This is a genomic window from Clostridium beijerinckii (assembly GCF_036699995.1).
In the GTDB taxonomy this organism is placed as follows: domain Bacteria; phylum Bacillota; class Clostridia; order Clostridiales; family Clostridiaceae; genus Clostridium; species Clostridium helianthi.
This window is the reverse complement of the sequence record NZ_CP144906.1, coordinates 1,691,495-1,717,285: the sequence shown is the minus strand read 5'-3', so window position 1 is coordinate 1,717,285 and position 25,791 is coordinate 1,691,495. Positions and strand designations below refer to the sequence as shown.

The following is a 25,791-nucleotide window of genomic DNA, read 5'->3' as shown; positions in this document are numbered from 1 at the left end:
TGATTATGACCTTAGGAGAAAAAATCAAATTACATAGAACTAAACTCAATTTATCTCAAGAAGAGTTAGCACATAAATGCGAATTATCAAGAAATGCTATTTATAATTATGAAAATAATAAACGAACTCCAACCATATCAACTTTAGAAATAATAGCAAATAATTTAAATTTATATGTTTCTGATTTATTAGAAGATAGTACTAATGCTTATTATTCAAATAAATTAGGAATTTTAAATGCTATAGACAACGATATTAAAAATAATATTTTGGCTGCTGAAGAAAAGCGTGTTCTTTTTGAACATGAAATGGATGAGCTAGATAAGAAATATTTTTTTGATTTGTTTAATAGAAGAACATCTATAATGAGTCCTCATGAATATTTTAAATTTATTTTATCCCTATGCCCTTTTAGTGAATCAGATCATATTAGTGAAGAAGATATGGAAGAGCTATCAGTTTTATTTTATAGACTTGTAACTTTGAAAGCATATGAAAGAGATTCCCTTAATGAATTCGAAAAAATAGATCCTGGTTATTCAAAAAGATATGAAAAGAATAGATTTGTAACAACAAACACAAAATAACATTATAGGATTTTAATTTCAAAATATATTGTCCTAATTTTATTATAATTATATATTCAAGTAGGTGAAAAATTATGGCAAAAAGGTCAAACGGAGAGGGTTCTGCAGGATGGGTAACTAAAAATGGCCAGAAATATTGGCGTATTATAGTCACTACCGGATATGATCCATTAACAGGCAAACAAAAAAGAAAAGATATTTATGGAAAAACCTAAAAAGAAGCTAAAGCTAAGTTAAAGGAATATGAAGATAACTTTGCTAATAGAAGTGATAACTCAACTTTAGGTGATTTTTATTATGACTGGTTGTGGAATATAAAAAGACCTTCTTTAAAAGATTCTACTTTTGAGAAATGGGAAGGTATTTATAGAAATTATATAAAACCTAATAAAGGCCTTAACGAAACTAAATTAACTGATATCGATACTTTATCATTACAAAAAATAACTACAGCATTATTAAAAAAGCATACAGTATCACAAGTTAAAACAATGAATAGCTGCATAGGTAATTGTTTTAGATATGCTAAATCAATTAACAAAGTCAAATATAATCCTGTAGAAGGATTAGTATATCCTAAAAATCATAGCGTTATTGATGAAAAAGAAAACTATATTTCAGAAGATGATCAAAAACGCTTTATATCCGCTCTTGAAGGTGATGATCTAGAAGGAATAATCCTAATGGGTTTAATGTGTGGATTACGTTTAGGTGAAGCTATGGCACTGCAAGTTAAAGATATAGACTTCAATCATATGAATATTAAAATCAGTTAAATATGCCTGGACTGGCGAAAGAGATAAGGATGGTAAAAAGATATATGAAAATAGAGTTACTATTCCTAAAACCAGAACTAGTATAAGAGAAGTCCCTCTTCCAGATATGCTCAAACCTATAATAAAAGCTATCATAAAAAAGAATATGGAGAATAAACTTAAATTTGGTGAATTGTATTTAAATAATAACCTAATCTTCTGCAAAGAAAATGGTGATTATATAGACAATAAGAAACCAAATAGACATTTAAAAATTGCATAAAAAAAAGCTGGAATTAAAACAGATATACATTACCATAGTTTAAGACATATCTTTATAACCAACTGCCTAAGCAAAGATATAAATCCACGTACTGTTATGGATTGGGTTGGTCATACTGATATTAAAATGACTATGCTTGTTTACGCTGAAATTAATAAAGATAAGAATAAGAAGGAATATGAGAAAATTAATTATATGTTTGACTAAAGCTAGGCTGGTAGCCTAGCTTATTTAAATTTAATAGAGTTTTATATTAATCTTAAAATTACATCCTATCTATTCTTTCATCTTGTTATTTATTTTAACCCAATGTTTTTTTACTTGATTGTGAATTTTATTTTTTAAAATATTACTTTCGTTAAATATTTCTTCCGATCGTCTTGCATATGTAATAAAATTTCCATATTCTTTACTATACTTATAATCACCTAAATGAGTATAAAGTTTATATAATTTTCTTTTTAAAGTAAATTCGTATTTGCTGCCGTTATATTTCTTAACAGTTCTTGCTTTTTTATAAGCTCTACAATAATATTTAAATAAGCTTTTCTCTCTTATTTTTACCACTTGTCCATCAAAGCTAAACCCTAGATAATTTAATATATTTTTATTAGTATTTAGATTAATAAGCTTATCATTTCCCTTGCTATCATATATAAATTGCTCTGTTTTACTTGGATTTAAATCTAATCTTGGTATACTTTTAGCAATTCTATTTATCTCATTAATGTATTCATCGTATTTTTTACTTATAATCTCTGAATCTTGAATTGGAATAACTATAATTAAATCATCACAATATCTTCTATACAAGCCTCTTTTACTTGTTACATAATTATTAACTTGCTTATCAAAATCTAGCATATAAACATTAGAATAAATTGAACTTATAGCAGATCCTTGCGGTATTCCATAATTATTTTTATTCTTTTTTAGATACATTTTTTTAAATTTTCTAAATTCTTCAGTTGTAAAATATTTAGGTTCTTTTAGCATTTCTTTTATCTTCTTATTTTTGTCTTTTTCAATATCATCACGTTCTATATATGTATATTTTGTTATATTTTTATAAATACAAAAATGCTCTATTGGTAATCTTTCAACATCCAATACTTGCATCAATTTTTCCTTAAGATAGTCATGATCTAAATTATCAAAAAAACCCGAAAAATCGCCAACAAATATAAATGCACTCTTGCATTTACATATAAATTCTAACGCTTCCTTTGAAAAATGTATATTGCATCTGCCCTTAAGATTATTTCTATATGCAGTGGCTACTTTATTAATACCTCTATTAATAGAAATTTTGTCATAGCATTCGTTAAGTATTTGTCCATAATATTGGTAAATAAATCTATCAATATGTGATGAATAAAAAATATCTCGTTTCTTTTCTCGTTTTTCCTTTATTCCAGTATCTTTATCATAAACATATTTGTTAAATATAATTTCATAATGTATAAACGGATAAAATCCATGTTTTTGTATCCAGTTAGTATTTTTAATCATATTTTCATATTTAACATAATCTTTTTTAATATCCAAATGAGTATAATACTTGTTTTTAAAAACAACATTTCCATTCATCCTTTTACCTCCAAAAGAGCTTATTAGCCATACGACCGGTAGATATCAAAAGCTAATAAGCATTTTAGAAACTTATCAATACGTATATTAGATTTCTCCATATATGTATTAATCTCTACCATCCCTCCACGATACTTATTGGTATATGATTATATTATTAATAGCTCTACAGGCATATTAATCGGAGGTAGTGAAATGCACAAGTTAGTTCTTATACTGTTCTCACTTATTATCTTATTCTTATTCAAATTACATCTTGACAAAGAATACCAAATCCCCCTATAACAGCAAAACATTACTTTATAGGGCACTTTTATTATATTACAAATTACCATTTATTTCAACAATCTATACTTTAATATTAACTGTTTTCTTTCATTTTTGATTATAATAAAAAAAGCCTAGTACAAAAAACTAAGCTTCTTTTGAAACATTTTTAGTGTTAAATTTATCATTATCATTCAATTTACATTAACTTTATTTTAATCATCTATTTTATTAAAATATCTCTACTCCATTCAGGTATAATATTTCTTCTCCATTTAATTTTCCCACCACATATATAAGCTACATCCTTAAATCTGTTTGTATTATCATATATATTTACTTCATTGCATACATTCAATACTTCTTTCAAATTTTCTAATGACTCATAATATCTTCTCTCTATAGCTTCATCTGGAATTCCATGTCCACCTTTTAATACCCTAATTCTAACTCTTTCTTTAGCAATATTAGGATTATCAACTCCAATATAATTTATAACTACATAGAAACCTCTTTGCCTTGCTTTTTCTATATTTTTAATAATACTTTTGCCTGAAAGAGTAGTTTCTTGATTAAATGATATCTCATTTTTTATATAGTAGTTTATAAGCTTTACCGCTTCCCTTGCACATTTGATTTGAAGATTATTATCTTTCCATGAACCTACTCTTGCTACCATCTCATCTGTATTTATTCTTTTTTCATTCTTATTTCTTTCATAATAAATAGATTCATATATTGATGTTTTTCCTGCTCCATTTACTCCTGCAAATATAGTATAAGTAGCCATTAATTTTTACCTATTACTCTTTCTTGTTCCTTTTGCAGTACTATCTCAGATAAAGCAATATAAAAATCTTGTTCTTCTTTTGTTTTAGCTTTTTTAAACAATTCCTTTAAATCTACATATGAATATTTTAAAAATTGATCATATAAATTATTTTTTTCATTCATCTTTTCCATAGAACTTCCTCCGATAAATAATACTTTTATTATATTATATCCTAACCAATTATCAATATAAACACTTTTATCTATTGAACTTACAAGGTTGCTCTATAATTACTTCTATTATTCTATACATTCTCACTATTATATTTTTCTAGAGAATTCATCTTTGATTTATCATTTTCTGATAAAATTTAATTGTTTCATTTATGTCTTCATCTTGACCACTAATATAATATTGCTTCTTGATTCAATATCTTATTATTTTATAATAAATCTAATTTTATTTTTCAAATTTCTTTCAAGCATTAATATCACTCAACTGCCGGCTATAATTTTCCCACTATTTTTCCCACTACGGCACAAAAAACTACTAAAAACCAGAACTACTTGTACATATACAAAGCGGCGTAACTACAGGCTTTTCAAGCATTACTACTTATTAGTGAACAAGCTCCTTATGAATCTGGCCAGTGGCACCATTTGTTTTGGTGGATTGCTGTATTACTTGGTTTAAATACATTGTAGTACAGCTTTTTATGCAATTCCCGCTTCTGTACCAAATTCTGTTTTTCCAGAAATTAATCTTCTAATCCCACTGATAATATTATTTATAGCTATTTGTAACATTTTGATTATAAATCCATGTTATTTTAAACTCTTCCTTTTTGACTAAGAATATTATAATCTGAATTGCATTTAAACCATAAGAACTACAGTGTCATCCTCTTGTCTTCCATTTATAAAGCAAACTATGCTTTTAATTTAATAATCCTATATTCTAACTCATTAGTTATTTTATCATTTATAAAATTGCGAATTATTTCTTCTGGAACTACTATTTTGATTCCATTATCTCTAGAAGGTTTTTTAAAATGCATATCCTATCTATATAATAATACTTAATGTAGTAATAGCTTTATTATAGCCTAGGAGATTATCAATATAAACAATTTTATGTATTTGTATTCTTAAAATAAAAGCAAGTAAATTATAAATTAAAATCAATGCTATTTTCATGCTAGAATCCTTTCAGCCCGCATTTTATAAGCATATTCTGAAGAATATATATTCTAATATGGTAATATTCTAAAGAATGAATATTGTGAAGAATATTTATTCTTTAGAATTTAAAACAACCAGAAACGTAATCAATAATTATAAATGATCTATATCATAAATACTTTTAGACTATAAATAATGAACCTAATAATAGTTGAACTTTCAACAAACATATTATATGATAGTTGCAAGTTTAACTATTTCATTGATAAGACTTCTACTACAAAAACAATTCAAAAGTTTGATACAGAAGAATACATAAAGTAAAAGATGGATATACATGATAAACGAGTTACTGACTTTATACATCTTAAAAAAGTCTTAAATCATATGATTATATTTATAAAGAAATATTATGAAATTATTTTTATTTAGAAAGGACGTAATCTTTTTGAAGAATTCACATAAAATTATACATTACCTTTTTTTATTTTTTGGAGTTTTAGCCATTTCTACATCTGCTATATTTGTAAAACTCTCAACAGCTCCAGCTCCAATAATAGCTACATATAGATTAGTTTTTTCAACATTGATGATATTACCTGTAATACTATTTAACAAAAAATACATACTAGAAATAAAAAAATTGAAACTCAAACAATTAGCAGCAGTGTTTTCATCAGGAATTTTTCTAGCAATACATTATATACTTTGGTTTGAATCCCTGCGTTTTACTTCAGTTGCAAGTTCAACAGTTCTTGTAACTATGCAGCCACTTTTCGCTTTTATAGGAAGCTATTTTTTCTTTGGTGAGAGATTAAAGAAACTATCACTATTCGGTGGTTTTTTATCTATATTCGGAAGCTGTATAATAGGATTTGGCGATTTTAAAATTGGTGGGATAGCCTTGATAGGAGATATACTTGCTTTACTAGCAGCTGGAGTTATTACAGCATATTTCCTTATTGGACAAAGTGTAAGAAAAAATTTATCTTTAGTTGCTTATGTTTTTATTTGTTATTTAAGTAGTAGTATATTTTTATTAGCATATTCTGTCCTATTAAAATATCCTCTAATAGGCTATGCAAACTCTGATTGGTTATGGTTCTTCTGCTTAGCATTAATTTCAACAATACTTGGTCAAACAGTTTTAAACTGGCTAATTAAGTGGTTAAGTGCTTCAACTATTTCTATGAGTATATTAGGTGAGCCTGTTGGAACGTGCACATTAGCATTCTTAATACTTGGAGAATCCATATCTTATAATCAAATTATCGGATCCCTAATTATCTTAATAGGGATATGTATATTTTTAATTGGCCAAACAGTAAAAGTAAAAGATGATAGTTCAAGTAATTCAAAAGCTGTATAAGTATTTAACAAAAAGAATTCTTATTCTAATTATGCTCTGTCATTTTATTATTTAAATACATTTAACCTTTTTTAGAATTGCAAGATACTTTAATACAACATAAAATAGTAATCTTTTCACTAATTTTATATTATTAATACAATTATATTGTTAAATTATTTTCTGAATTTATAATTAATGCAGAAATAGTCTTGAAACAAATCATATTTCAAGACTATTATTTATTCCTATAATTTATACTTCCTTGATCAATTAGAACAAAATCACAAATGACTTTGGCGTTTGAGATTTTATTACGCAATTTAAAAGTCCACTGTAAGGAACTGATATATAACCACCTATATATTTCTATATCTTTAAATTTAGAAATAATCTGAAAAATAAGGCTTCTCTACTGGTATTAACTGTTCTAAAATTTTGAGCATATAGTATTCTGTTTTTATTCTTCCGCACTCATATAAGAATGTAGGACGCTTATATCCCATAAGCATAGTTGTTAATGTCTGAATATCCATTTCCACTAAATTAGCAGCATACATATCATCACTCTTCTCACAAACTGTTTCTTCATCATCCCAATAGATATTAAAAATGCCATTATTCCATTGAGCAATAGGATCATTTATTTTGAAGCTTATATTAAGTTTTTGTGATTTTACTAAGAATGGGTATTTTATTATAAATTCTTTTACATTTATAATCCTTGCCATAAAGTATGGTTTAATAGTTTCAACTATTTCGCTATCTTCAAATAAAAAAGCCATTGGTTCTCCCGAAAAATTATTTCCCTTCACTTCATTAACCATAGAATAATGGGCACTTATATAATTCCAAATTCCATGATGTGCTTCAGTATTTAAATAAACCATTTCTTTAATATAAAATATATCATTTCTAATATAATAGATTAAATAACCAAGTGGCTTATGATTCTTACTGTAGTAAATAGCCGCAATAATATCATCACTATCCCAACGCCAATATTCATCCCACGCAAGATCATCTCTAATCATTGCACCATGTCTCTGCATTGAAAAATAATCATGCACATTTAAAAGATCTTCACATTCTAAATCTACACGTTCCATCATTCCTTCTACTGCTCTTTTCTTAGGAAGCTGTGAATCTTTGATTGTAAAAGTTATTTTATCAGAAATTATTTCCCAACCATGCTTTCTATAAAGAGGGATTGAATATGGATATAAACAAGAAATAACTTGACCTTCTTCATTCATATGAATAATAGCTCGCTTAATCAAAGAATGAATTAACCCTTTTCCAGTGTATTCAGGATAGGTAGCGACTCCAGTAACCCCACCCATTTTGCAAATATTATCATGGATATTTACTTTCATGGAATATACCACAATCATTGATGCTAATTTCCCATGATAAAACCATCCAAGAACATAGGCATTTTTAAGAATCGGCATTTTAGCATGCATAATTTGCTCTTCTGTCCAGCCAGTACGCAGAAGATCTTCCATTGTTATTTGAAATGCATAACGTAAAAGCCCATTAAACTGTTCTAAATCATCTTCAGTTAATTTTCGCATTTTAAAATCGCCGTATTCCTCAATAAACATTTCTTTATCTTTCATAAATCCTCCCCATATTCATCAAAAACGTATTAAATATAATTCATTTAGCTTTATTGTTAATAACCTAAATATTTATCAGTATAATTTTATAAGACCATATAATTAATTATCCTTCATTATTATCTTATATTATACTATAAATCTTTGTGCTATACATGCTAAACTTTACAATTTATTCCTCTTTGTTTTAAGTATACAAACTCCTTTTTTCACTATTTGCATAAAAAACTAACCCACTCTTTCCTTATACATTCAATAAAATCAGACATACTTATTGATTATATTTGGTAAATAAAATTAATATATTCCACATATATACTGCAACAATAAATTCACATTTAAAATTTAAGTTATGTGAGCTACGTTAAGACTAAAATGTAAAAATTCAACTGTAGTATATATACTATCCCAAATCTTTTTGTAACCTTTTATCTCGTCATATAAACAGCTTTTGTTTTTGCTATCACTGATTAAGAATAAATTAAGGTGATTAAAGGTTAATATTAAGAGAAACATGATAAAATATATTTGTCATTTATTTGCAAGGAGGTAAAGTATGATAATAAAAAAGCAACCCTACAACATCTCTAAGATTGTACTAGCATCTATATTTTTAAACTTAATACAAATAATCTTTATAACTCTATTTATTTACTACAAAAGTCAAAATCCACATATGATTGAAGGAAATTTTATCATTTATGTCGTAGCTATAAGCATAGGTATTAATAGTATTATTACAGGAATAATATTTTATAATTTTTTATTTAAGAAAGGCAGTAATAATTTAATAGATACTATAAGATACCTTGAGGACTTCAATAAAACATTAAGATCTCAACGTCACGACTACTTGAATCACATTCAGGTGATTTACTCATTAATGGAACTTGAAGAATTTCAGGAAGCAAGAAACTATATAGAACCTGTCTATAAAGATATAGTGAGAATTAGCAAAGCTTTAAAGACTTCAAAGCCAGCAGTTAACGCATTGTTTCAGGCAAAATTACAAGTGGCCGAAAAAAACAATATAGATATGGAGCTTGAAATAAAAAGCAACTTAAATAATCTTAATATGGAACCATGGGATTTTTGCAGAATTATTGGCAATATTATAGATAATGCTATATTTGCTTTAAAGCACAAACCAAGCAATAGATATATGCTTGTTGAATTATCAGAAGATCTAAGAAATATACGACTCAATATATCCAATAATGGAGATTGCATACCTCCTGAAATTATAGGCAACATATTTAAAGAAGGATTCTCAACAAAAAATGAAAAAGGTGATGGTATGGGCCTCGCTATAGTTAAAGAAATTGTTGAATGTTTTTCTGGTACGATTGAAGTTACATCAAATGATAAACGAACATCTTTTGAAGTTATTCTACCCAAAAAAGAATAATAAAATCTGATAAATTAATATTCAAAAATGCCAGCACTCTTATAAATGACATTTGAACTTAAAAAATGTATAACTTAGAAGTTTTATGTTACTAAACTTCAATATGTGGCTTATTATATTAATATACCAAGGAGGGAGGTACAAAAAGTATGAGTGCATTTTTACCGGATATAACAGTTCTTACAGTTTTACTTCTAATAGTAGGGTTCGGATTAGTGCTTTTAGAGATGCATATTCCAGGCTTTGGGTTGCCAGGAATCGCCGGAGCTATATGTTTAATACTTGCAGTGGTATTAACTGCAGAGAATTTTGCACAAGCCTTAGTTATGGCATTAGGAATTTTAGCAATTCTTGGAATAATGTTAGGTGTTGTTCTAACCTTTTTCACAAAAGGAAAACTCTTTAAACCATTAATTCTTCCTGATGAACAAAAGAAAGAACACGGATATATCAGTTCCTCAGATTTAGATTATTTGTTAGGAAAGACTGGAGTTGCTGTTACCGATTTAAGACCAACTGGTTCTGTCGATATAGACGGAGTTAAATTTGATGTAATTTCTGAAGGAGAATACATTCGTAAAGGCACTAATATAGAAATATTTAAAGTTAGTGGCGTAAAATTACTAGTAAAGAAATCTAAAATATAAATTTATATTTAAAGGAGAGATAATTAATGATTACTAATTTACTTATAGTAGTAATAGCAGTTGTATTTTTAATTGCTGTGTTTATTAGATTTATACCAATAGGATTATGGGTGTCTTCTTTAGCAGCAAACGTTCAAGTAAGCATATTCAACTTGATTGGTATGAGACTTAGAAGAGTTGTACCTTCTAAAATCGTAATTCCACTCATTAAATCAACAAAAGCTGGTATGGGACTTAATGTCAATCAACTAGAAGCCCATTATTTAGCTGGTGGTAATGTAGATAATGTAGTTAATGCATTAATTGCAGCTCATAGAGCTGATATAGACTTACAGTTTGAAAAAGCAGCTGCCATTGATTTAGCTGGTAGAGACGTATTAGAAGCAGTTAAGATGAGCGTTAACCCAAGGGTTATTGAAACTCCAAATGTTTCAGCAGTTGCAAAAGATGGTATAGAACTTTTAGTTAAAGCTAGAGTTACAGTTAGAGCTAACCTTGAAAGGTTAGTTGGTGGTGCTGGTGAAGCAACTATACTAGCCAGAGTTGGTGAAGGTATAGTAACTACAGTTGGTTCTTCTCATAGCCATAAAACAGTACTAGAAAATCCTGATGCTATTTCCAAAACTGTTTTAGATAAAGGATTAGATGCTGGTACAGCCTTCGAAATTCTATCTATTGATATCGCTGATGTAGATGTAGGAAGAAATATAGGAGCCCAACTTCAAACTTTGCAGGCAGAAGCTGATAAAAATATAGCTCAAGCTAAAGCTGAAGAAAGAAGAGCAATGGCTGTAGCCAAAGAGCAAGAAATGAGAGCTGCTGTTGTAGAATCAGAAGCCGAAGTACCAAGAGCAATGGCTTATGCACTTAGAGAAGGAAAACTTGGAATAATGGATTATTATGATATGCAAAACGTTATTGCAGATACAAGTATGAGAAGTTCAATTTCTAGCGCAGGAAATAAAAGCCAATCTCTTTCTAGTGATAGCAAAGAGCAGAGAGATAAAAAATAGACTCCTGGGAGAGTGAAAACTATGAAATATGATGATACCACTAATCTATTAAAAATTCTTGCAAATGCTATATTCAATCCTACGTCCATATTAAACAATAATTCAAGAAATTTTGTTTTCAAATATCCAAATGCAACCGAAATGAATGATGGTATAAACAACACTTCTGATACAGAGTTAGAGAATGACGATGAAGAATATGACGAAGGTGATTCCATTGACGATATAGCTAGTGAAAACATGGATTCTTATAATAATACAAAAAATAGCTATTATAATAAAAAAGAAGCAGCTTCTTCAAATCCACAGGGAATTATAGATTCTATTACCCAGGAAATAACACCAGTTAGACTTCAACAAGCTATTATACTTTCAGAGATAGTTGGAAAGCCAAAAAGTAAAACTAGAAAAAGAAGATTTTAAATTAGGAGAATTATTCTATGAATATAAAAGTGCTTATAGTTGACGATGAGATAGGAATAAGGACCATAATAAAAAAAATACTAGATAAATCTGGTGGCTTTGAAGTTGTCGGAGAAACAGATAATGGTGAAGAAGCTATAGACATATTTAAAGAGCACCGCCCTAATGTGGTGTTCTTTGATATTGAAATGCCTAAGTGCAATGGTATAGATTGTGCTAGAGTATTAACAGATATAGACCCTAAAACTATAATTATCTTTGCAACAGCCCATGCAGAATATATGTCTGAAGCGTTCCAGTTGTACGCTTTTGATTATTTGATAAAACCGTTCAAAGTAGAAAGAGTAATGCAAACCTTAGACAGAATTAAAAATTTAAATAAACCCAGCTATGGAGATGGTATAGATAAAATAATAAAGCACGAAAAAGGATTGGATAAGCTTATGATAAAAAATAAAGAAGGCATAAGCTTTGTAGATACGAAGGAAATTGTTTTAGTTCAAAGAGAAGAAAGTTCCACTGTTATATATACAAAAACAGATAGCTTCACAACTTCCATTTCTTTATCCGATATAGAAGAAAAACTAGACCATACTCAATTCTTTAGAAGCCACAAATCCTATATCATCAATTTATCATTGATTACAAAAATCTATCCATACGGAAGATGGACCTATATTGTCAAACTTAAAAATACAGACAAAGATGCATTACTTACTCACGAAAAATATGAGGAAATAAAAAAACTTTTTAGTTTGTAATAAATTAAACCTTCTAGAAATAGTAAAATAACATTACTTCTAGGAGGTTTTTATTATAAAAAAATAAATTCTATATATTTTTATAAATGAAATATACGGTAAGTTCTATAATTGAATTTGGATCTTTCTTATTTTTTACTACTCTTCGTTAAAAAACGCAAATAAGTTAACTATCATCTCTAAAAAAATTATAATAATTGGCTGATTGTCATATGCACCTGGTTTATAAAATTGTCCAGCTGAAGGCATCTGAAAGTAAAAATGGGACTTGCTTCTTAAAACCGCAATATCATTAGTTGTTATTACTACAGTCGTTATACCATTATTATATGCTTCTACTATTTGTCTATTAATTTCCTTACTTTTCCCACTATTGGTAATAGCAATTAGCATATCTCCTTCTTCTGCTAAACTACAACTTTCATCTATTTCGAACTTATTATCCAATGCCTCAATATTTCTTTTATATTTGAAGATACGATATCTTAGATACTTAGCAATTAATCCCGATTCACCTATACCTATTACTCGAATATTATTACTTTTTTTCATTTTTGATACTAATTTTCTAATCTCATCTTCACTTATCATTTTTTCCAATATATTCAAGACAGATAAATATGTGGTTACTGTTCTATTAACAATATGGTCTTCATTGTCCTCTTCTTCTTTATTAAAATAACAAGAAAAATCATATCTAAATTCAACATACCCTTTATATCCTAACTTTTTGCAAAATCTTGTTATAGCAGAATTAGATACATTAAGATCTTCTGCAAGTACTACTATCGTGCTATTCATAATCAATGTCGGATCAGACATTAATCTATTATAAATTTCAAGTTCAACTTTCGTAAATGTTGAAGCCATAGATTTCATCAAACTAATTGGATCCAAATTCCCCACCTCATATTCCTTATTTATTGCATTATACCAATATTATAGCAAAAAAACTATATGATATCTTACATGTTTCACTTATAAAGCGGGTTTATTAGTTAAAATAAAAATGTTACACAACTTAAAATCAGTTGTGCAACATTTTGTTTAAATATTTTACTTATGCTGACACGCCATTTCCACTTTGCGCAGCTTGCTCATTCTTATAGTTTATATTATCTAACTTCTTAAAGAATGGAAGATATATAAAGAATGACATTACTAATACTAAGAATTGCAATATTGCTGTTCTAACACCACCAACTAAAAGACCTGAAATTACCGGAGGAGTTGTCCACGGAACCATTACCCCACCAAATGGCGGAACTATTCCTGTTGCTATTGCAAAATAAAGTATTATTCCTGATAACATAGGAGTAATTATAAACGGAAGCGCCATAAAAGGATTCATTACTATTGGTGTTCCGAATGTGATTGGTTCGTTTATATTAAATATTGCAGGTACTATTGCGAGTTTTCCTAATTGCTTGCATTGAGCTGACTTTGAAAATGCCAACATTGCCGCAACTAAACCTATTGTCATACCAGCACCTGTTACTGTCATGAATTGATCCAAAAATTGTTGTGTTACTATGTGAGCTCCATTTGCTATTGTTAACTCTTTTCCACTTGTAACTATAGCTGCATTATCCAATGTATTCGATGTCAAAACACTTGACATTACACCACTTACTATTGTTGAGCCATGAACTCCAAACCACCATAAGAAAGGAATTGCAAATCCCATAAATAATACTCCACCTATTGAATCTGTCATACCTTGTAAAGGTGTTTGAATTACTTTATATATCCATTCTATAAGAGTTGTGTGTAATCCCCAGTTAAACACTGAATAAAGTACTGTTGCGCCAACTATTATTACCGCTCCTGGTATTAACGCTGCAAAAGAATTTGCAACACCTTGTGGTACACCTGCTGGCATTTTTATTGTAATATTTCTCTTCATAAACCATGAGTAAACTGCGCCAACTATTAATCCTATAATAATTGCAGTGACCATACCTTTTCCACCACACCATGCTGTTGGAATGACATCGCCTACTGTTTCTCCACTTTTAGTTATTACAGAAGAACTAGTTGTTAACACAAATACTACAAATGATATTACTCCTGCAGATAAAGGCTCATAGCCTTCATTTTTAGCATAAGTATATGCTATGCCTATTGTCCCCATAAGCGCTATTATATTAAATGTGGCTCCATATGCTTTCCATAAAGGATCTGTCCACCCTGCACCTAGTGTAACAGCTAACCAGTCATTTAATGGTTGATACGGCAATTGCGCTAATAATAGAAATATTGAACCCACTAACGTTAGAGGTAATGTATATAAGATACCATCTTTTAAGGCAAGAACACCTTTTAAGTTGACAAATTTCATAACTATCGGTATTACTTTCTCATTTAAATTATTTTGAAACGATGACATAATAATTCCTCCTTAAATACTCAACTAAATAACAAATTTTATATTACCTAAAGTTTCAAATCTTAATATAAGTAAACATTGCGCGCTTAATGAATACATATTAGGATCTGCTAACTACTAAGTCTTTACTAAAGTTTTTCTCCTCTTTCTTCTATTGTCTTCTTGTACCAATATCCTGATAATTTTATTTTTCTATCTAAATTATTCTTATGATCAACATATATAAAGCCATATTGCTTTTTATATCCATTTAACCAGCTCAATAAATCAATTGCAGACCAAGCGTAATATCCTTTTAAATTTATATTTTCTTCAATGGCTCTCTTCACCGCTTTTAAATGTGCCTCGATATATTTTATCCTTGGAACATCTACTATTTCATTCTCAATTATCGGATCTTCATCTCCCAAACCATTTTCAGTAATATACATTTTTATATCGCCATAGCTATCTTTTAACATCCTTAGTCCATCTAAGAATGCATCTGGAGCAATCTCCCATCCCCATTTTGTATAAACTTTATCTTTTAACATAACGGTTCTAAAAACTCCATCAAATGATGCATTGCCTGGTGCTCCTGTAGAATTCTCTCTAGTTCTTTCTTGATTTTTATTTTGAATATCATTCTTTGCAACCCTTTTCGGTTGATAATAATTAAGACCTATGAAATCATTCTTTGGCGCCATTTCTTTTATTATATCTAACTCATCTTGAGTCCATTCTGGAAGCCATCCTTTCTGTTCTAACTGTTTAACTACATATTCTGGATAACCTCCTTTTAATATCGGATCATAATACCAATTAATTTCATACTGATTTGCATGATATGCTGCTTTAATATTTTCCTCATTGCTATCTATGCTAAATGCTGGAGAAAAAACGTGAGTTATTCCTATTTCACCGAACTGCTTCATTTCCTTATAGGACTTTACCGCTTTGGCATGTGCTGTAAAAACATTATGTGTTACTTGAAAATACTTTTTAGGATTGTTCTTAATGCCTGGCGGATGTGCTCCTGCCAAATACCCTAGCGATGCAAATACAACAGTTTCATTAAAAGTAATCCAATGCTTCACCCTGTCACCAAATGCTTTAAAACATACCTCCGCATATTTTACAAATGCATTAACAGTTCTTTTATTTGTCCATCCCCCATCTTCCTCTAAATTTTGAGGCATGTCCCAATGATATAATGTGACGAATGGAACTATTCCGTATTCTAAGCATTCATCTATTAAATTATTATAAAAATCAATCCCTTTTTGATTAACTTCTCCGTCACCATCTGGAATTATTCTTGGCCAAGAAACAGAAAATCTATACGATTCTATTCCAATTTCAGCCATTAATTTTATATCCTCTTTATACCTATGGTAATGATCTACTGCTATATCTCCATTAGTTCCCTCAAAAGTTTTTCCTGGAATCTTGGAAAATACATCCCAGTTTGATATTCCCTTACCATCCTCGTTATACGCTCCTTCTACTTGATATGCAGCAGAAGCTGCTCCAAATAGAAAATCCTTAGAAAATTTCATAATTTAATTACTCCTTCTATTTCTACATATTTGTCCATTCACTAGTTAGCTAATCTTAGCGCAAAATCTAATACTTTCTCCCCATTCATCATTCCGTAATCAACCATAGGTATTACATCTACAGGGATTCCCAATGGTCCGCATATTTTTTTTGCTTTTCCTAATGTGTATCCAACTTGTGGTCCTAATAATGCAACATTTACACCATCTAGATATTTATCCATTTGACCTTCTGGAAAAGCTTCAATATCAACCTCTACACCTCTGATCTTAGCTGCATCCTTCATTTTATTTACCAAAAGACTTGTTGACATTCCTGCTGCGCAAAATAATCTAATTTTTATCATTTACTATCCTCTCCTTTTAAAAAATATATCTTCGTGCAGAATTTATTTTAAATTTAATCTGTTTTTTAATTACACCTTCACTAATCCATTTATAACTTTTCTTAATTCAATTATTTGCTCAATTAAATTTTTCTCTGTTATTGCAGTCATCAAATGATCTTGTGCATGTACAAATAAAACTGACATATTTATTCTTTCGCCATTAGCCTCTTTTTGTAGAAACACTGTTTGTCCATCATGTGCCTTTGCGATAGCATCATTTGCTAATTCCATTTCTTTTTCAGCTTCTTCATAATTTTCTTCTTTCACATTGTTAAGAGCCATATAAGCGTGATTTTTACAATCTCCAGCGTTGATTATAATATTCATAATTGCTATTTCTAATTCTAATTCTTCCATAACTAATCTCCTCCGCTCTATATAATTTAAATTATCTTCATTCCATGCCATTACACAAAAGCAATATGGATGCCAAACTCTATAAAAACTTTTTCAAAAGTTAGCATTTAAAATCTCTCTTTATTTCATTTAAATAGCGTAAAACCTTACTATATAAAGCTTTTACCATTTTCTGCTTTATTGAAAATATTTTTATTACGAAATATTGTTTTTGAAAATATTTTTAGTAAAATTTTATTATTGTTTGGTTATTTTTTTAACTGTTTATTTTTTTACTTATAGTGTTTAAGTAAATGAACCATTTTTATATAGTGTTTAAATTAATTAATCCAGTGTTTATTTCTTATCAATTAATTTTCAGACACTATCTTTTTTAAATTCAACAGAAAAATTTATAATATATATTCCAAAAATAATTCTTCATCGTAATTCTAAAAATATTGCAAGAATTTTAACCGTAATTGTGCATTGTGAATTGCAACATATATATTTGATTAATAATTTTTTTTAAATCACCTATTTTAAAAACTGCATTTACATACATATTTATTCGACAAAGTGATTTTGCTTAAATATATGTAAATATCCCTTTCATTTTAATTTTTAAATAGAATAATTTAACTAATATATAAAAAATGAGTTTTACTAATATAAATAAATATATTATAATTAAAAATTGACAATGTATTATCAAAATGCAAAAAAATAAACACTTTAATAAAGGAAGTATAATTATTTTGATAATACGAAAATATTTAAGGAGGATTATTTATGAAACAAAAGCTAAGCTTTCAGCAAAACTTATTAATAGGTTCATTATTATTTGGACTTTTTTTTGGTGCTGGTAATCTAATTTTCCCAGTTCAAATGGGGCAACAGGCTGGAGATCATACATTTACAGCTACTATTGGATTTTTAATTACTGGAGTAGGATTACCTATATTAGGAATTATCGCATCAGCTCTTTCAAGAAGTGAAAGTTTATTTGATATGGCGAGGCCTATTAGCTCTCGTTATGCAAGTATATTCACATGCTTATTATACTTAACAATTGGCCCTTTATTTGCAATTCCACGTACTGCTACAGTTGCATTTGAAGTTGGAATTCATCCTTTTATTTCTGATGGATATTTAAAATTAGGACTAATTATTTTTTCATTAATATTTTTTGCTTTTACTATTTATTTTTCATTAAAGCCAGGACAAATTTTAGATTGGGTTGGTAAGTATCTTACCCCTATTTTCTTGGTATTATTATCAATTTTATTAATCGCTACATTTGTAAATCCAATGGGACAAGCAAGTCAATTTCCTGCTCAAGGAAATTATGCAACTCAACCACTATTCACTGGTTTATTAGATGGATATAATACCATGGATGCACTTGCATCTGTAGCCTTTGCTATTATTATTATTTCTAACATACAAAAACTAGGAGTTAAAAACCCTCAATCAATTGCTATAGAGACATGTAAATCAGGACTTGTTAGCGTTATAGGAATGACTATTATCTATGGATCTCTAGCTTATATGGGTGCTACAAGTCTAGGAAGCGTTAATCGTGCTGATAATGGTGGAAGTATATTATCTATGGTAAGCAATCATTACTTTGGTTTTACTGGACAAATATTATTAGCTTTTATTGTTGGAATCGCATGTATAAAAACAGCTATTGGTTTGATAACTTCTTGTTCTGAAATGTTCAGCGAAATGTTTCCAAACTCTGTTTCTTACAAAAAATATGCTGTTTTATTTACAGTTTTCTCTTTCATAATCGCTAACTTTGGATTAAGTAATATTATTCAATTATCTATACCAGTACTTATGTTTTTATATCCTTTAGTAATTACTTTAATCCTACTATCTCTATTAGCGCCTTTTATTAATAAACAAAGCGACGTTTATAGATGGACAACAGGATTCACAGTTATTGCGGCATTTTTTGATTTATGTAAATCATTGCCTCAGCCTCTACAAGAGAATTTAATCGTTAAGCAACTTGTGAATTTTGCTCACTCATATTTACCTGGCTTTGATTATGGATTTGGATGGATAATACCAGCACTTTACGGGTTCTTCATAGGACTAATCATCTGGACTATTCGTTCAAAGAAACGCAAAAGTGCTTAAACATAATATTTCAAAGATAACTTAGACTTATGAAATAAACATCCGAAAGGAGAAACATTGTTATTTCACAGGACTATGAAAATTTCGCTGAAAGTGCTAAATTGCAGGTTACACCATTAATGCTTGCTCTCAACTTCATTGTGACAAGCATTAATGAAACAACCTACAATTAAGAGCTTTTAACAGCTTATTTTCAATGCCTGCTGCATAAAAATGTTTCTCCTTTCTAGTATGGTATTTATTTTTAAAAGGCAATCTTCAAAACCAGTCTTTTTCATAATTTATACTACAATTAACACAGTATTTGCAGATTTGAATCAGGTATGAATTTTTAGAGAAGAACAAAATCGCAGGCGACTTTGGAGCCGAAGATTTTTTCACGCATCTGCCTTTTCGAACGCATGTGAGAAAAATTTGGCAGGCGAATAAGATTTCTTTTTTATTCTTTTTAAAATACAAAAACTAGTCAATCAACCTTTTTTAAGTTATACCCTCAAGGAGTACCTCGTCCACAGATTTTATTGGAATATAAATTCCTAAAGAATAAAAAAATAACCTAGCATATTAATGCTAAGTTCAATCTAAAATATTAAATTTCTATTATATAATTGGTGGCTCACCCGGGAATCGAACCCGGGACACCATGATTAAAAGTCATGTGCTCTACCGACTGAGCTAGTGAACCAAAAATTGGCTAGGATGACAGGATTCGAACCTGCGAATAATGGAGTCAGAATCCATTGCCTTACCACTTGGCGACATCCCAGTATGGGGTGAACGATGGGACTCGAACCCACGACAACCAGTGCCACAAACTGGCGCTCTACCAACTGAACTACGTTCACCAGATTTACCTTTAAAAAATTAAAATTTCACTTCTAATCTTTAAATATTAAACTATTACCAATATAGGTAATAAATTTTTATTTGCTTGTTTATTATAAGTTACATATTGTTAATTGTCAACTATATAAATATAATTAATGCTAAGTATAATACCAATTATATCTTTAAAATCATCATAATCAAATCTAAAACATCTTTATTTTATTGATATCTCAGCCTTTCCAGCTAAAAATACTCTTATCTAAAATAAAAAGAATTATTCATTTAAATCATAATCTCATTATTTTCTGATTTTAAATAAATTTAGAATCAATCAAATAATTTTTAGGGGTGATAAAATCACCCCTATTATATGAAAATAATCATTGAAATATTTCTTTATTTAAATATCTTGATACGTTCTTCTAATGGTTTAAATTCTTTTGGGCCAGGTTCCGCTGTTGGTTTTCCAAAAGGCATTTGTCCAATAAGTTTCCAATCATCAGATATTCCCCATTCTTTCTTTATGTCATTTTCAATAAGCTCATTATAATGTTGAAGCGATGCTCCAAATCCTTCAATTTCTAATGCAGTCCAAATAACAAACTGGTGCATTCCACTTGCTTGTTGTGACCAAATTGGGAAATTATCTTTATAAAGTGAAAATTGTTGTTGAAGAGATTCTATCACGCTATTATCTTCAAAAAATAAAACTGTACCGTAACCACTTCTAAATGAATTTATTTTTTCTTGAGTTGGCTCAAATTTATCTTCAGGAACAATCTTTCTTAAAGCATTCTCTGTGATATCCCATAATCTATCATGATGATCTCCTAACAATAGCACTACTCTTGCACTTTGTGAATTGAATGATGATGGTGTATGCTTTACAGCATGTTCTATAATTTCCTTGATTCTATCGTCAGAAACCACCTTTTCTTTACTAATTCCATAAAATGAACGTCTATCTGCTACAGCAGTAAAAAAATCTTTTGACATATAACAATTCCTCCTATCATATATAAATTTCTTTGAGTATTTATATTTATACTTTTTCTTTCTAAATAATTACTTATAGTAATTTAAAATTATATTTAACTATAACTAGTACATCTTTTATATAAAAACAGTGAAGCCTAATAAATTTACTTCAATATTTTTAATTAGTTACTTACATTTAGTAAGTAACTTTAAATTAATTATTACATACTTATAACACTTAGTCAATAGTATTTTAAATATAAATTCATAATTTTTTTAATTTTCAAACAATAAAAAAATATAAAGAATCTCTATTGTAGTTAAGAAAATTCTTTATATTTTTTGAATCGTCTTAGTTAGTCCATTTTTCTGCCCATTTTTGGATCTCATCCATGGCACTTTGAAGATCACGACCTTTTTCTGTTAACTCATATTCTATGCGTACTGGAGTTTCCGGGTAAACTTTTCTAATAATTATTCCTTCCTTTTCCAACTCCTTAAATCGTTCTGTAAGCATACGAGCACTCATATTAGGGATCGCTTCTTCTATATCTGAAAATCGATTTTGTCCATTCAATAATGTTCTTATAATCAATCCAGTCCATCTTTTTCCTAGTAATTCAAAAGCATTTTCAAACCTTGGGCACATATGAAATTTTTCCATACTTAATCACCACCTGTTACTATTCTATCATAATCACTTAATTAAGATAAGCAACTTATGATATTATACTAAATATAATAATATTCATTAAATAAGTCAATATTCCGTAAAACTTATGTATTAACTTTGATCTTTATGGTAATATCTAATATTAATTAATTATTGAATCTAAAGGAGGATTTTATTATATGGTTAAACCTTTATTTTTAGCACACGGCTCTCCAATGATGGCCATTGAAGAAGATAATTATACTGAATTTCTAAATAACCTTGGAAAGAAATTAAATCCCAAAGCCATTGTTATCTTTACAGCACACTGGGATAGTGAGACACTAACTATATCGTCTTCTGATTCCACATACGAAACAGTATATGATTTTTATGGATTTCCAGACGAACTTTACAATGTAAAATATGAGGCGCAAGGTTCTAGTACCGTTGCAGCAAAAGTCGAAGAAAAGCTCTCACACGAAGGCATAAAAGTGAAAAAAGACTTAAATAGGGGTTTAGATCACGGAGCTTGGACTCTTTTAAAGCATCTTTATCCAGAAGCAAACATCCCCGTTGTTCAAGTTTCAATAGACTCTAAATTATCCATTGAAGAACAAATAAAAATAGGTAGCGCTCTAAAAACTTTAGGTGATGAAGATATCTTAGTTATCGGGAGCGGAAATACAGTTCATAATCTAAATTTAGTTGATTTTGAAGCTGTAAGCAGCGATTCTTGGGCTGAAGAATTTGATGACTGGTTAATTAACAGATTAAAAGAAAATGATTTTAATTCACTTTACAATTATAGAGATCAAGCTCCAAATGCTGATTTAGCTGTTCTAAGCCCTGAGCATTTTGTTCCGCTATTTATAGCATTAGGCAGCAGTTCTCTATTAATTCCTAGAGTTATTTTTCGAGAGTATGAATTAGGAAATTTAAGCCGCCTTTGCCTTGAATTTTAGTAATCTAATATTTTAGCAGGATATGATATACTCAATCCTGCTTTAGTAAAAAATTTAATAATATTTTTCCCTTACTTCTCTGGTAAATCCGTAATCAATAATCACTGGTCTACCATTAATTACACCCCAACTACTTTGTCTATTCAGATCGCTTAATAGTAAATTATAATTTTGAGAAATACTTTTTATCTGTTTTAAATTAAACATTTCTTTTTTACTTTTAACATTAAAACATCTCCATATTTCCGTAATATTATATACCTTATCTGCTTTCTCCATAATTAGGAAATCAAATTTTTTTGAAACATCTACAACCTTTGCAAATAAGTTAGAATTGTCGTAACGAGAAATATAATACTCTGTTTTATTTTGTGCAATTCCAGCTGCATTCTTTGCTATTTTTACTACATATCCATTTCCAAGATCAAATACTTCTCTGCAAGAACCAGAACCAATATATCTGCAATATCCTCGCTTTATATTAAATATAATTCGATTAGTATCCATTTAAACACCTGCTTTATGCTTATCTCTTTATATTCATTAGTAAAATTCTACATATTATATTATTCGCTCGATATGAAATTGGTTCGTTCTGCTTTTACAACTTAATTAATTCCAAATAAAAATGTAGCTGGGGAATTTTATTTTTCCTCAGCTACATTTATACTTTCTATTTATCAGGCTCAACATGCACCATCACTTGAGTTATATCTAGATCCTCTTTCAATTTATCTTCTATTTTTTCGGTAATGGAATGTCCCTCAACTAAAGACAACTCAGAACTAACACTAACTACCAAATCAAGTAAAATATTATTTCCATGAACTCGCGCTCTTATATTCTTAATTTGTTTAACCCCGGGAACTTGGCTAATAGATTTAGTTATACCATCAAGCTTCTCTCTACTAAAACCATCTGATAGATTATGAGTTGCTTCTCTAAATATATCCCATCCTGTCTTTAATATTAAAGCACTTACAACTACAGCTGCAAGAGGATCTATCCAAGGAAAACCAAACTGAGAAGCAACAATCCCTATTGTCGTACCAATACTTACCCATGCATCAGAAAGATTATCTTTTGCGGCAGCCATGAGTCCAGAACTTTTTATCTTAACAGCAATTCTCATATTATAACGATATACCATATAAATAGCAGCAGCACAAAAAATAGCAGCTGCTGCAGATACTAAATCAGGAGCCTTAGGGTTAAAAAAGATAACTGATTTAATTGCATTATAGAGCACATCAAGACCAACAGCTATCATAATTAACGATGCTATTAAAGATGCTATTGTTTCTGCTCTAAGATGACCATAAGGATGATCGTCATCCGCTGGCTTTCTCGATATTTTTAGCCCGATTAAAACTGCCACTGAAGCTATTATATCGGTAGTATTATTGATTCCGTCAGCTAATAATGCCTTGGATTGAGCAAAAAAACCTACTCCGAGTTTTAATAATGATAGTGTTATATAAGCTATAATACTCACCCTAGCTCCACGTTCTGCTATTTTTAAATTATTATAACTGTTTTCCATACTTTCCACCCCTGACTATACTATTTTCAATGCTATCTTAATAATTATCATTCTTAAATAAATTTATACAAAACATACTCTTAATTAAAGTAGTTTGCTTTAATGTACTCTACTATAAGGCAATTACAGAATATGATTTGCTATAAAAATGTATTTTACAATTAAAGATTGCATAAAGTTAATTTTCCAAATAACATAAGTATTATTCGTTATTATACCTACATATTATATGCCGCTGAATTTTATAGACATTATAAATACTTATATATGTGTAGATTAAACATAACAGCATTTAGCATTTGGTTAATAGAATCAGGTTAGCTAGTATAGACATAAATTAAATATTATTATTAAACAGAAATCAATTAAAATGTTCATTTTACAGATAAATTATTTCACTATGGAATTTTCTATATATTTATCAAGGTACCTTTCTAAGTCATCAATCTCTTCATTTTTAGGTAAACAGCTAATTAATGTTTTTAAAACTTCCTTCTCCTTTATATAGTTAAGAGAAAATGAAAAATTCAAATCAATTATCCAACTTAATTCATATATTTTTCTATCATTATAATTTTTTAGTGAATTATTACTAATTTTTTTATTTGAACGAATATCTTTAATAAAATCTGAATTGTAGCCTGATGTAACAGGTAAATTATCAAGCGCCGGATTAGGATGATTCTTTCTTTCTCTCTCATATCCCATAATGATTCTGAAAATATCAAGTTTATCGGCATCTCTAATCAATTTGCAAAACAATGATTCTTCCTTATTTAAATCCATTGGAAGATCTTTTTCATTATGAAGATTTACAGCTTTAATAATAATCTTTTTTCTACTATCATCTAAGTTTTTTAATGTTCCATTCTCTTCTAATATTTTAACACCTAAAGCAGCATGATTTTCTGAAAAAGCATCCCTAAATGTCTTATATTTTTTGAATTGTTCAAACCTTCCTATATCATGAAATAATCCTATTATCTCTGCTGTATCAACTTCTTCTTGGGGCAAATTTAAAGATTTTGCAATATTTACAGCATGCTCTGCGACTTTTAGCGTATGTATTTCCTTAAGTTCAATATTCTGATTTATTAAGCTATCTTCCCCATAAAACTTTTTTACATAAGAGCTAAACCAATCATAATATTCTTTAACTAATATATTTTCCATTTTTATCTCCTTACTATATCTAAATATATATCTATTATACTCCTTTAGCATAAATTACTTAACTATAAAACTTCCTTCTATATGAGCATAGGTTTTAATTCACATTCATTATGAATCCTTAAAGAATAAAAATACCTTGACAATATTCATTTAATATTGCCAAGGCTTTATAATTTAGGATTTGATCATAAA

Annotated in this window: 26 protein-coding genes and 3 tRNA genes; 12 read left to right on the top strand and 17 right to left on the bottom strand. The window is 28.9% G+C overall.

The genetic code is table 11. The features are described from left to right. Positions 1 to 5 precede the first annotated feature (5 nt). The 4 genes from PZA12_RS07965 (at position 6) to PZA12_RS07950 (ending at position 1,832) form a co-directional block, all read left to right on the top strand. Positions 6 to 587, top strand: a complete 582-nt coding sequence (locus PZA12_RS07965) for a helix-turn-helix domain-containing protein (protein WP_103699195.1) — start codon at positions 6 to 8, stop codon at positions 585 to 587. 74 nt (positions 588 to 661) lie between these two features. Further along, on the top strand, positions 662 to 802 hold the full coding sequence (locus PZA12_RS07960) for a hypothetical protein (protein WP_242984889.1): 141 nt from the start codon (positions 662 to 664) through the stop codon (positions 800 to 802). 90 nt (positions 803 to 892) lie between these two features. Continuing rightward, positions 893 to 1,363 (top strand): tyrosine-type recombinase/integrase, encoded by a 471-nt coding sequence (locus PZA12_RS07955; protein WP_242984890.1) that lies wholly within the window; start codon positions 893 to 895, stop codon positions 1,361 to 1,363. Positions 1,364 to 1,637: 274 nt separating this feature from the next. Then, positions 1,638 to 1,832 (top strand): tyrosine-type recombinase/integrase, encoded by a 195-nt coding sequence (locus PZA12_RS07950; RefSeq protein WP_338481390.1) that lies wholly within the window; start codon positions 1,638 to 1,640, stop codon positions 1,830 to 1,832. A gap of 69 nt (positions 1,833 to 1,901) precedes the next feature. Here PZA12_RS07950 and PZA12_RS07945 read toward each other — a convergent pair whose 3' ends face one another. From PZA12_RS07945 to PZA12_RS07935, 3 genes are all read right to left on the bottom strand, one after another. Next, positions 1,902 to 3,215 (bottom strand): reverse transcriptase/maturase family protein, encoded by a 1,314-nt coding sequence (locus PZA12_RS07945; protein WP_103699196.1) that lies wholly within the window; start codon positions 3,213 to 3,215, stop codon positions 1,902 to 1,904. A gap of 490 nt (positions 3,216 to 3,705) precedes the next feature. Then, the gene (locus PZA12_RS07940; RefSeq protein WP_103699197.1) at positions 3,706 to 4,272 is read right to left on the bottom strand and encodes a zeta toxin family protein; all 567 of its coding nucleotides are present in this window, start codon (positions 4,270 to 4,272) and stop codon (positions 3,706 to 3,708) included. Beyond that, complete coding sequence (locus PZA12_RS07935) at positions 4,272 to 4,445, bottom strand: hypothetical protein (RefSeq protein ID WP_103699198.1); 174 nt, start codon at positions 4,443 to 4,445, stop codon at positions 4,272 to 4,274. Before PZA12_RS07935 ends, PZA12_RS07940 begins: the two co-directional genes overlap by 1 nt. 1,402 nt (positions 4,446 to 5,847) lie before the next feature. Between PZA12_RS07935 and PZA12_RS07930 the strand changes: the two genes are divergently transcribed. After that, a complete protein-coding gene (locus PZA12_RS07930) occupies positions 5,848 to 6,804 on the top strand; it encodes a DMT family transporter (protein WP_103699199.1) in 957 nt (318 codons plus the stop codon). A gap of 362 nt (positions 6,805 to 7,166) precedes the next feature. Here the strand turns inward: PZA12_RS07930 and PZA12_RS07925 are convergent, their stop codons facing one another. Further along, positions 7,167 to 8,405, bottom strand: coding sequence for a GNAT family N-acetyltransferase (locus PZA12_RS07925; RefSeq protein WP_087701484.1), 1,239 nt, complete (start codon positions 8,403 to 8,405; stop codon positions 7,167 to 7,169). A gap of 556 nt (positions 8,406 to 8,961) precedes the next feature. Between PZA12_RS07925 and PZA12_RS07920 the strand changes: the two genes are divergently transcribed. The 5 genes from PZA12_RS07920 (at position 8,962) to PZA12_RS07900 (ending at position 12,657) form a co-directional block, all read left to right on the top strand. Continuing rightward, positions 8,962 to 9,813 carry a sensor histidine kinase gene (locus PZA12_RS07920; RefSeq protein ID WP_103699200.1) on the top strand — a complete coding sequence of 284 codons (852 nt, stop codon included), beginning with the start codon at positions 8,962 to 8,964 and terminating at the stop codon, positions 9,811 to 9,813. A gap of 149 nt (positions 9,814 to 9,962) precedes the next feature. Continuing rightward, positions 9,963 to 10,460, top strand: a complete 498-nt coding sequence (locus tag PZA12_RS07915) for an NfeD family protein (RefSeq protein WP_103699201.1) — start codon at positions 9,963 to 9,965, stop codon at positions 10,458 to 10,460. Positions 10,461 to 10,486: 26 nt separating this feature from the next. Next, positions 10,487 to 11,473: a flotillin-like protein FloA gene (gene floA / locus PZA12_RS07910; protein WP_103699202.1), complete on the top strand. Its 987-nt coding sequence runs from the start codon at positions 10,487 to 10,489 to the stop codon at positions 11,471 to 11,473. A gap of 21 nt (positions 11,474 to 11,494) precedes the next feature. Then, positions 11,495 to 11,896, top strand: a complete 402-nt coding sequence (locus tag PZA12_RS07905) for a hypothetical protein (RefSeq protein ID WP_103699203.1) — start codon at positions 11,495 to 11,497, stop codon at positions 11,894 to 11,896. A 17-nt stretch (positions 11,897 to 11,913) separates the two neighbouring features. Then, on the top strand, positions 11,914 to 12,657 hold the full coding sequence (locus PZA12_RS07900) for a LytR/AlgR family response regulator transcription factor (RefSeq protein ID WP_087701488.1): 744 nt from the start codon (positions 11,914 to 11,916) through the stop codon (positions 12,655 to 12,657). Positions 12,658 to 12,795: 138 nt separating this feature from the next. Here PZA12_RS07900 and PZA12_RS07895 read toward each other — a convergent pair whose 3' ends face one another. The 5 genes from PZA12_RS07895 to PZA12_RS07875 form a co-directional block, all read right to left on the bottom strand. After that, positions 12,796 to 13,563 (bottom strand): MurR/RpiR family transcriptional regulator, encoded by a 768-nt coding sequence (locus tag PZA12_RS07895; RefSeq protein ID WP_236886728.1) that lies wholly within the window; start codon positions 13,561 to 13,563, stop codon positions 12,796 to 12,798. Positions 13,564 to 13,717: 154 nt separating this feature from the next. Next, entirely contained in the window at positions 13,718 to 15,046 is a 1,329-nt protein-coding gene (locus PZA12_RS07890; RefSeq protein WP_103699204.1) for a PTS sugar transporter subunit IIC, read from the bottom strand. Between the two features lie 128 nt (positions 15,047 to 15,174). Further along, positions 15,175 to 16,584 (bottom strand): GH1 family beta-glucosidase, encoded by a 1,410-nt coding sequence (locus PZA12_RS07885; protein WP_103699205.1) that lies wholly within the window; start codon positions 16,582 to 16,584, stop codon positions 15,175 to 15,177. Between the two features lie 41 nt (positions 16,585 to 16,625). Beyond that, positions 16,626 to 16,931, bottom strand: coding sequence for a PTS sugar transporter subunit IIB (locus PZA12_RS07880; protein WP_103699206.1), 306 nt, complete (start codon positions 16,929 to 16,931; stop codon positions 16,626 to 16,628). A 69-nt stretch (positions 16,932 to 17,000) separates the two neighbouring features. Next, positions 17,001 to 17,330 carry a PTS lactose/cellobiose transporter subunit IIA gene (locus PZA12_RS07875; RefSeq protein ID WP_103699207.1) on the bottom strand — a complete coding sequence of 110 codons (330 nt, stop codon included), beginning with the start codon at positions 17,328 to 17,330 and terminating at the stop codon, positions 17,001 to 17,003. Between the two features lie 771 nt (positions 17,331 to 18,101). Here PZA12_RS07875 and brnQ point away from each other — a divergent pair. Then, positions 18,102 to 19,460 (top strand): branched-chain amino acid transport system II carrier protein, encoded by a 1,359-nt coding sequence (gene brnQ / locus PZA12_RS07870; RefSeq protein WP_077839864.1) that lies wholly within the window; start codon positions 18,102 to 18,104, stop codon positions 19,458 to 19,460. A 609-nt stretch (positions 19,461 to 20,069) separates the two neighbouring features. On the opposite strand, the gene PZA12_RS07865 is transcribed toward brnQ, so the two are convergent. From PZA12_RS07865 to PZA12_RS07845, 5 genes are all read right to left on the bottom strand, one after another. Next, a tRNA-Lys gene (locus tag PZA12_RS07865) sits at positions 20,070 to 20,145 on the bottom strand. Positions 20,146 to 20,151: 6 nt separating this feature from the next. Beyond that, positions 20,152 to 20,226, bottom strand: a tRNA-Gln gene (locus PZA12_RS07860). A 3-nt stretch (positions 20,227 to 20,229) separates the two neighbouring features. Further along, a tRNA-His gene (locus PZA12_RS07855) sits at positions 20,230 to 20,305 on the bottom strand. Positions 20,306 to 20,684: 379 nt separating this feature from the next. Next, on the bottom strand, positions 20,685 to 21,284 hold the full coding sequence (locus PZA12_RS07850) for a nitroreductase family protein (protein ID WP_078115061.1): 600 nt from the start codon (positions 21,282 to 21,284) through the stop codon (positions 20,685 to 20,687). A gap of 334 nt (positions 21,285 to 21,618) precedes the next feature. Continuing rightward, entirely contained in the window at positions 21,619 to 21,930 is a 312-nt protein-coding gene (locus tag PZA12_RS07845; RefSeq protein WP_078115060.1) for a winged helix-turn-helix transcriptional regulator, read from the bottom strand. Positions 21,931 to 22,118: 188 nt separating this feature from the next. Here PZA12_RS07845 and PZA12_RS07840 point away from each other — a divergent pair, with 188 nt between their 5' ends. Continuing rightward, the gene (locus tag PZA12_RS07840) at positions 22,119 to 22,883 is read left to right on the top strand and encodes a DODA-type extradiol aromatic ring-opening family dioxygenase (protein ID WP_103699354.1); all 765 of its coding nucleotides are present in this window, start codon (positions 22,119 to 22,121) and stop codon (positions 22,881 to 22,883) included. A 54-nt stretch (positions 22,884 to 22,937) separates the two neighbouring features. Here the strand turns inward: PZA12_RS07840 and PZA12_RS07835 are convergent, their stop codons facing one another. The 3 genes from PZA12_RS07835 to PZA12_RS07825 all read right to left on the bottom strand — a co-directional run bounded on the left by PZA12_RS07835 (position 22,938) and on the right by PZA12_RS07825 (position 25,599). Beyond that, positions 22,938 to 23,390 (bottom strand): hypothetical protein, encoded by a 453-nt coding sequence (locus PZA12_RS07835; protein WP_078115058.1) that lies wholly within the window; start codon positions 23,388 to 23,390, stop codon positions 22,938 to 22,940. 166 nt (positions 23,391 to 23,556) lie between these two features. Beyond that, positions 23,557 to 24,426 (bottom strand): cation diffusion facilitator family transporter, encoded by an 870-nt coding sequence (locus PZA12_RS07830; protein WP_103699353.1) that lies wholly within the window; start codon positions 24,424 to 24,426, stop codon positions 23,557 to 23,559. Positions 24,427 to 24,816: 390 nt separating this feature from the next. Next, positions 24,817 to 25,599, bottom strand: coding sequence for an HD domain-containing protein (locus tag PZA12_RS07825; protein WP_103699352.1), 783 nt, complete (start codon positions 25,597 to 25,599; stop codon positions 24,817 to 24,819). Positions 25,600 to 25,791: the final 192 nt, after the last annotated feature.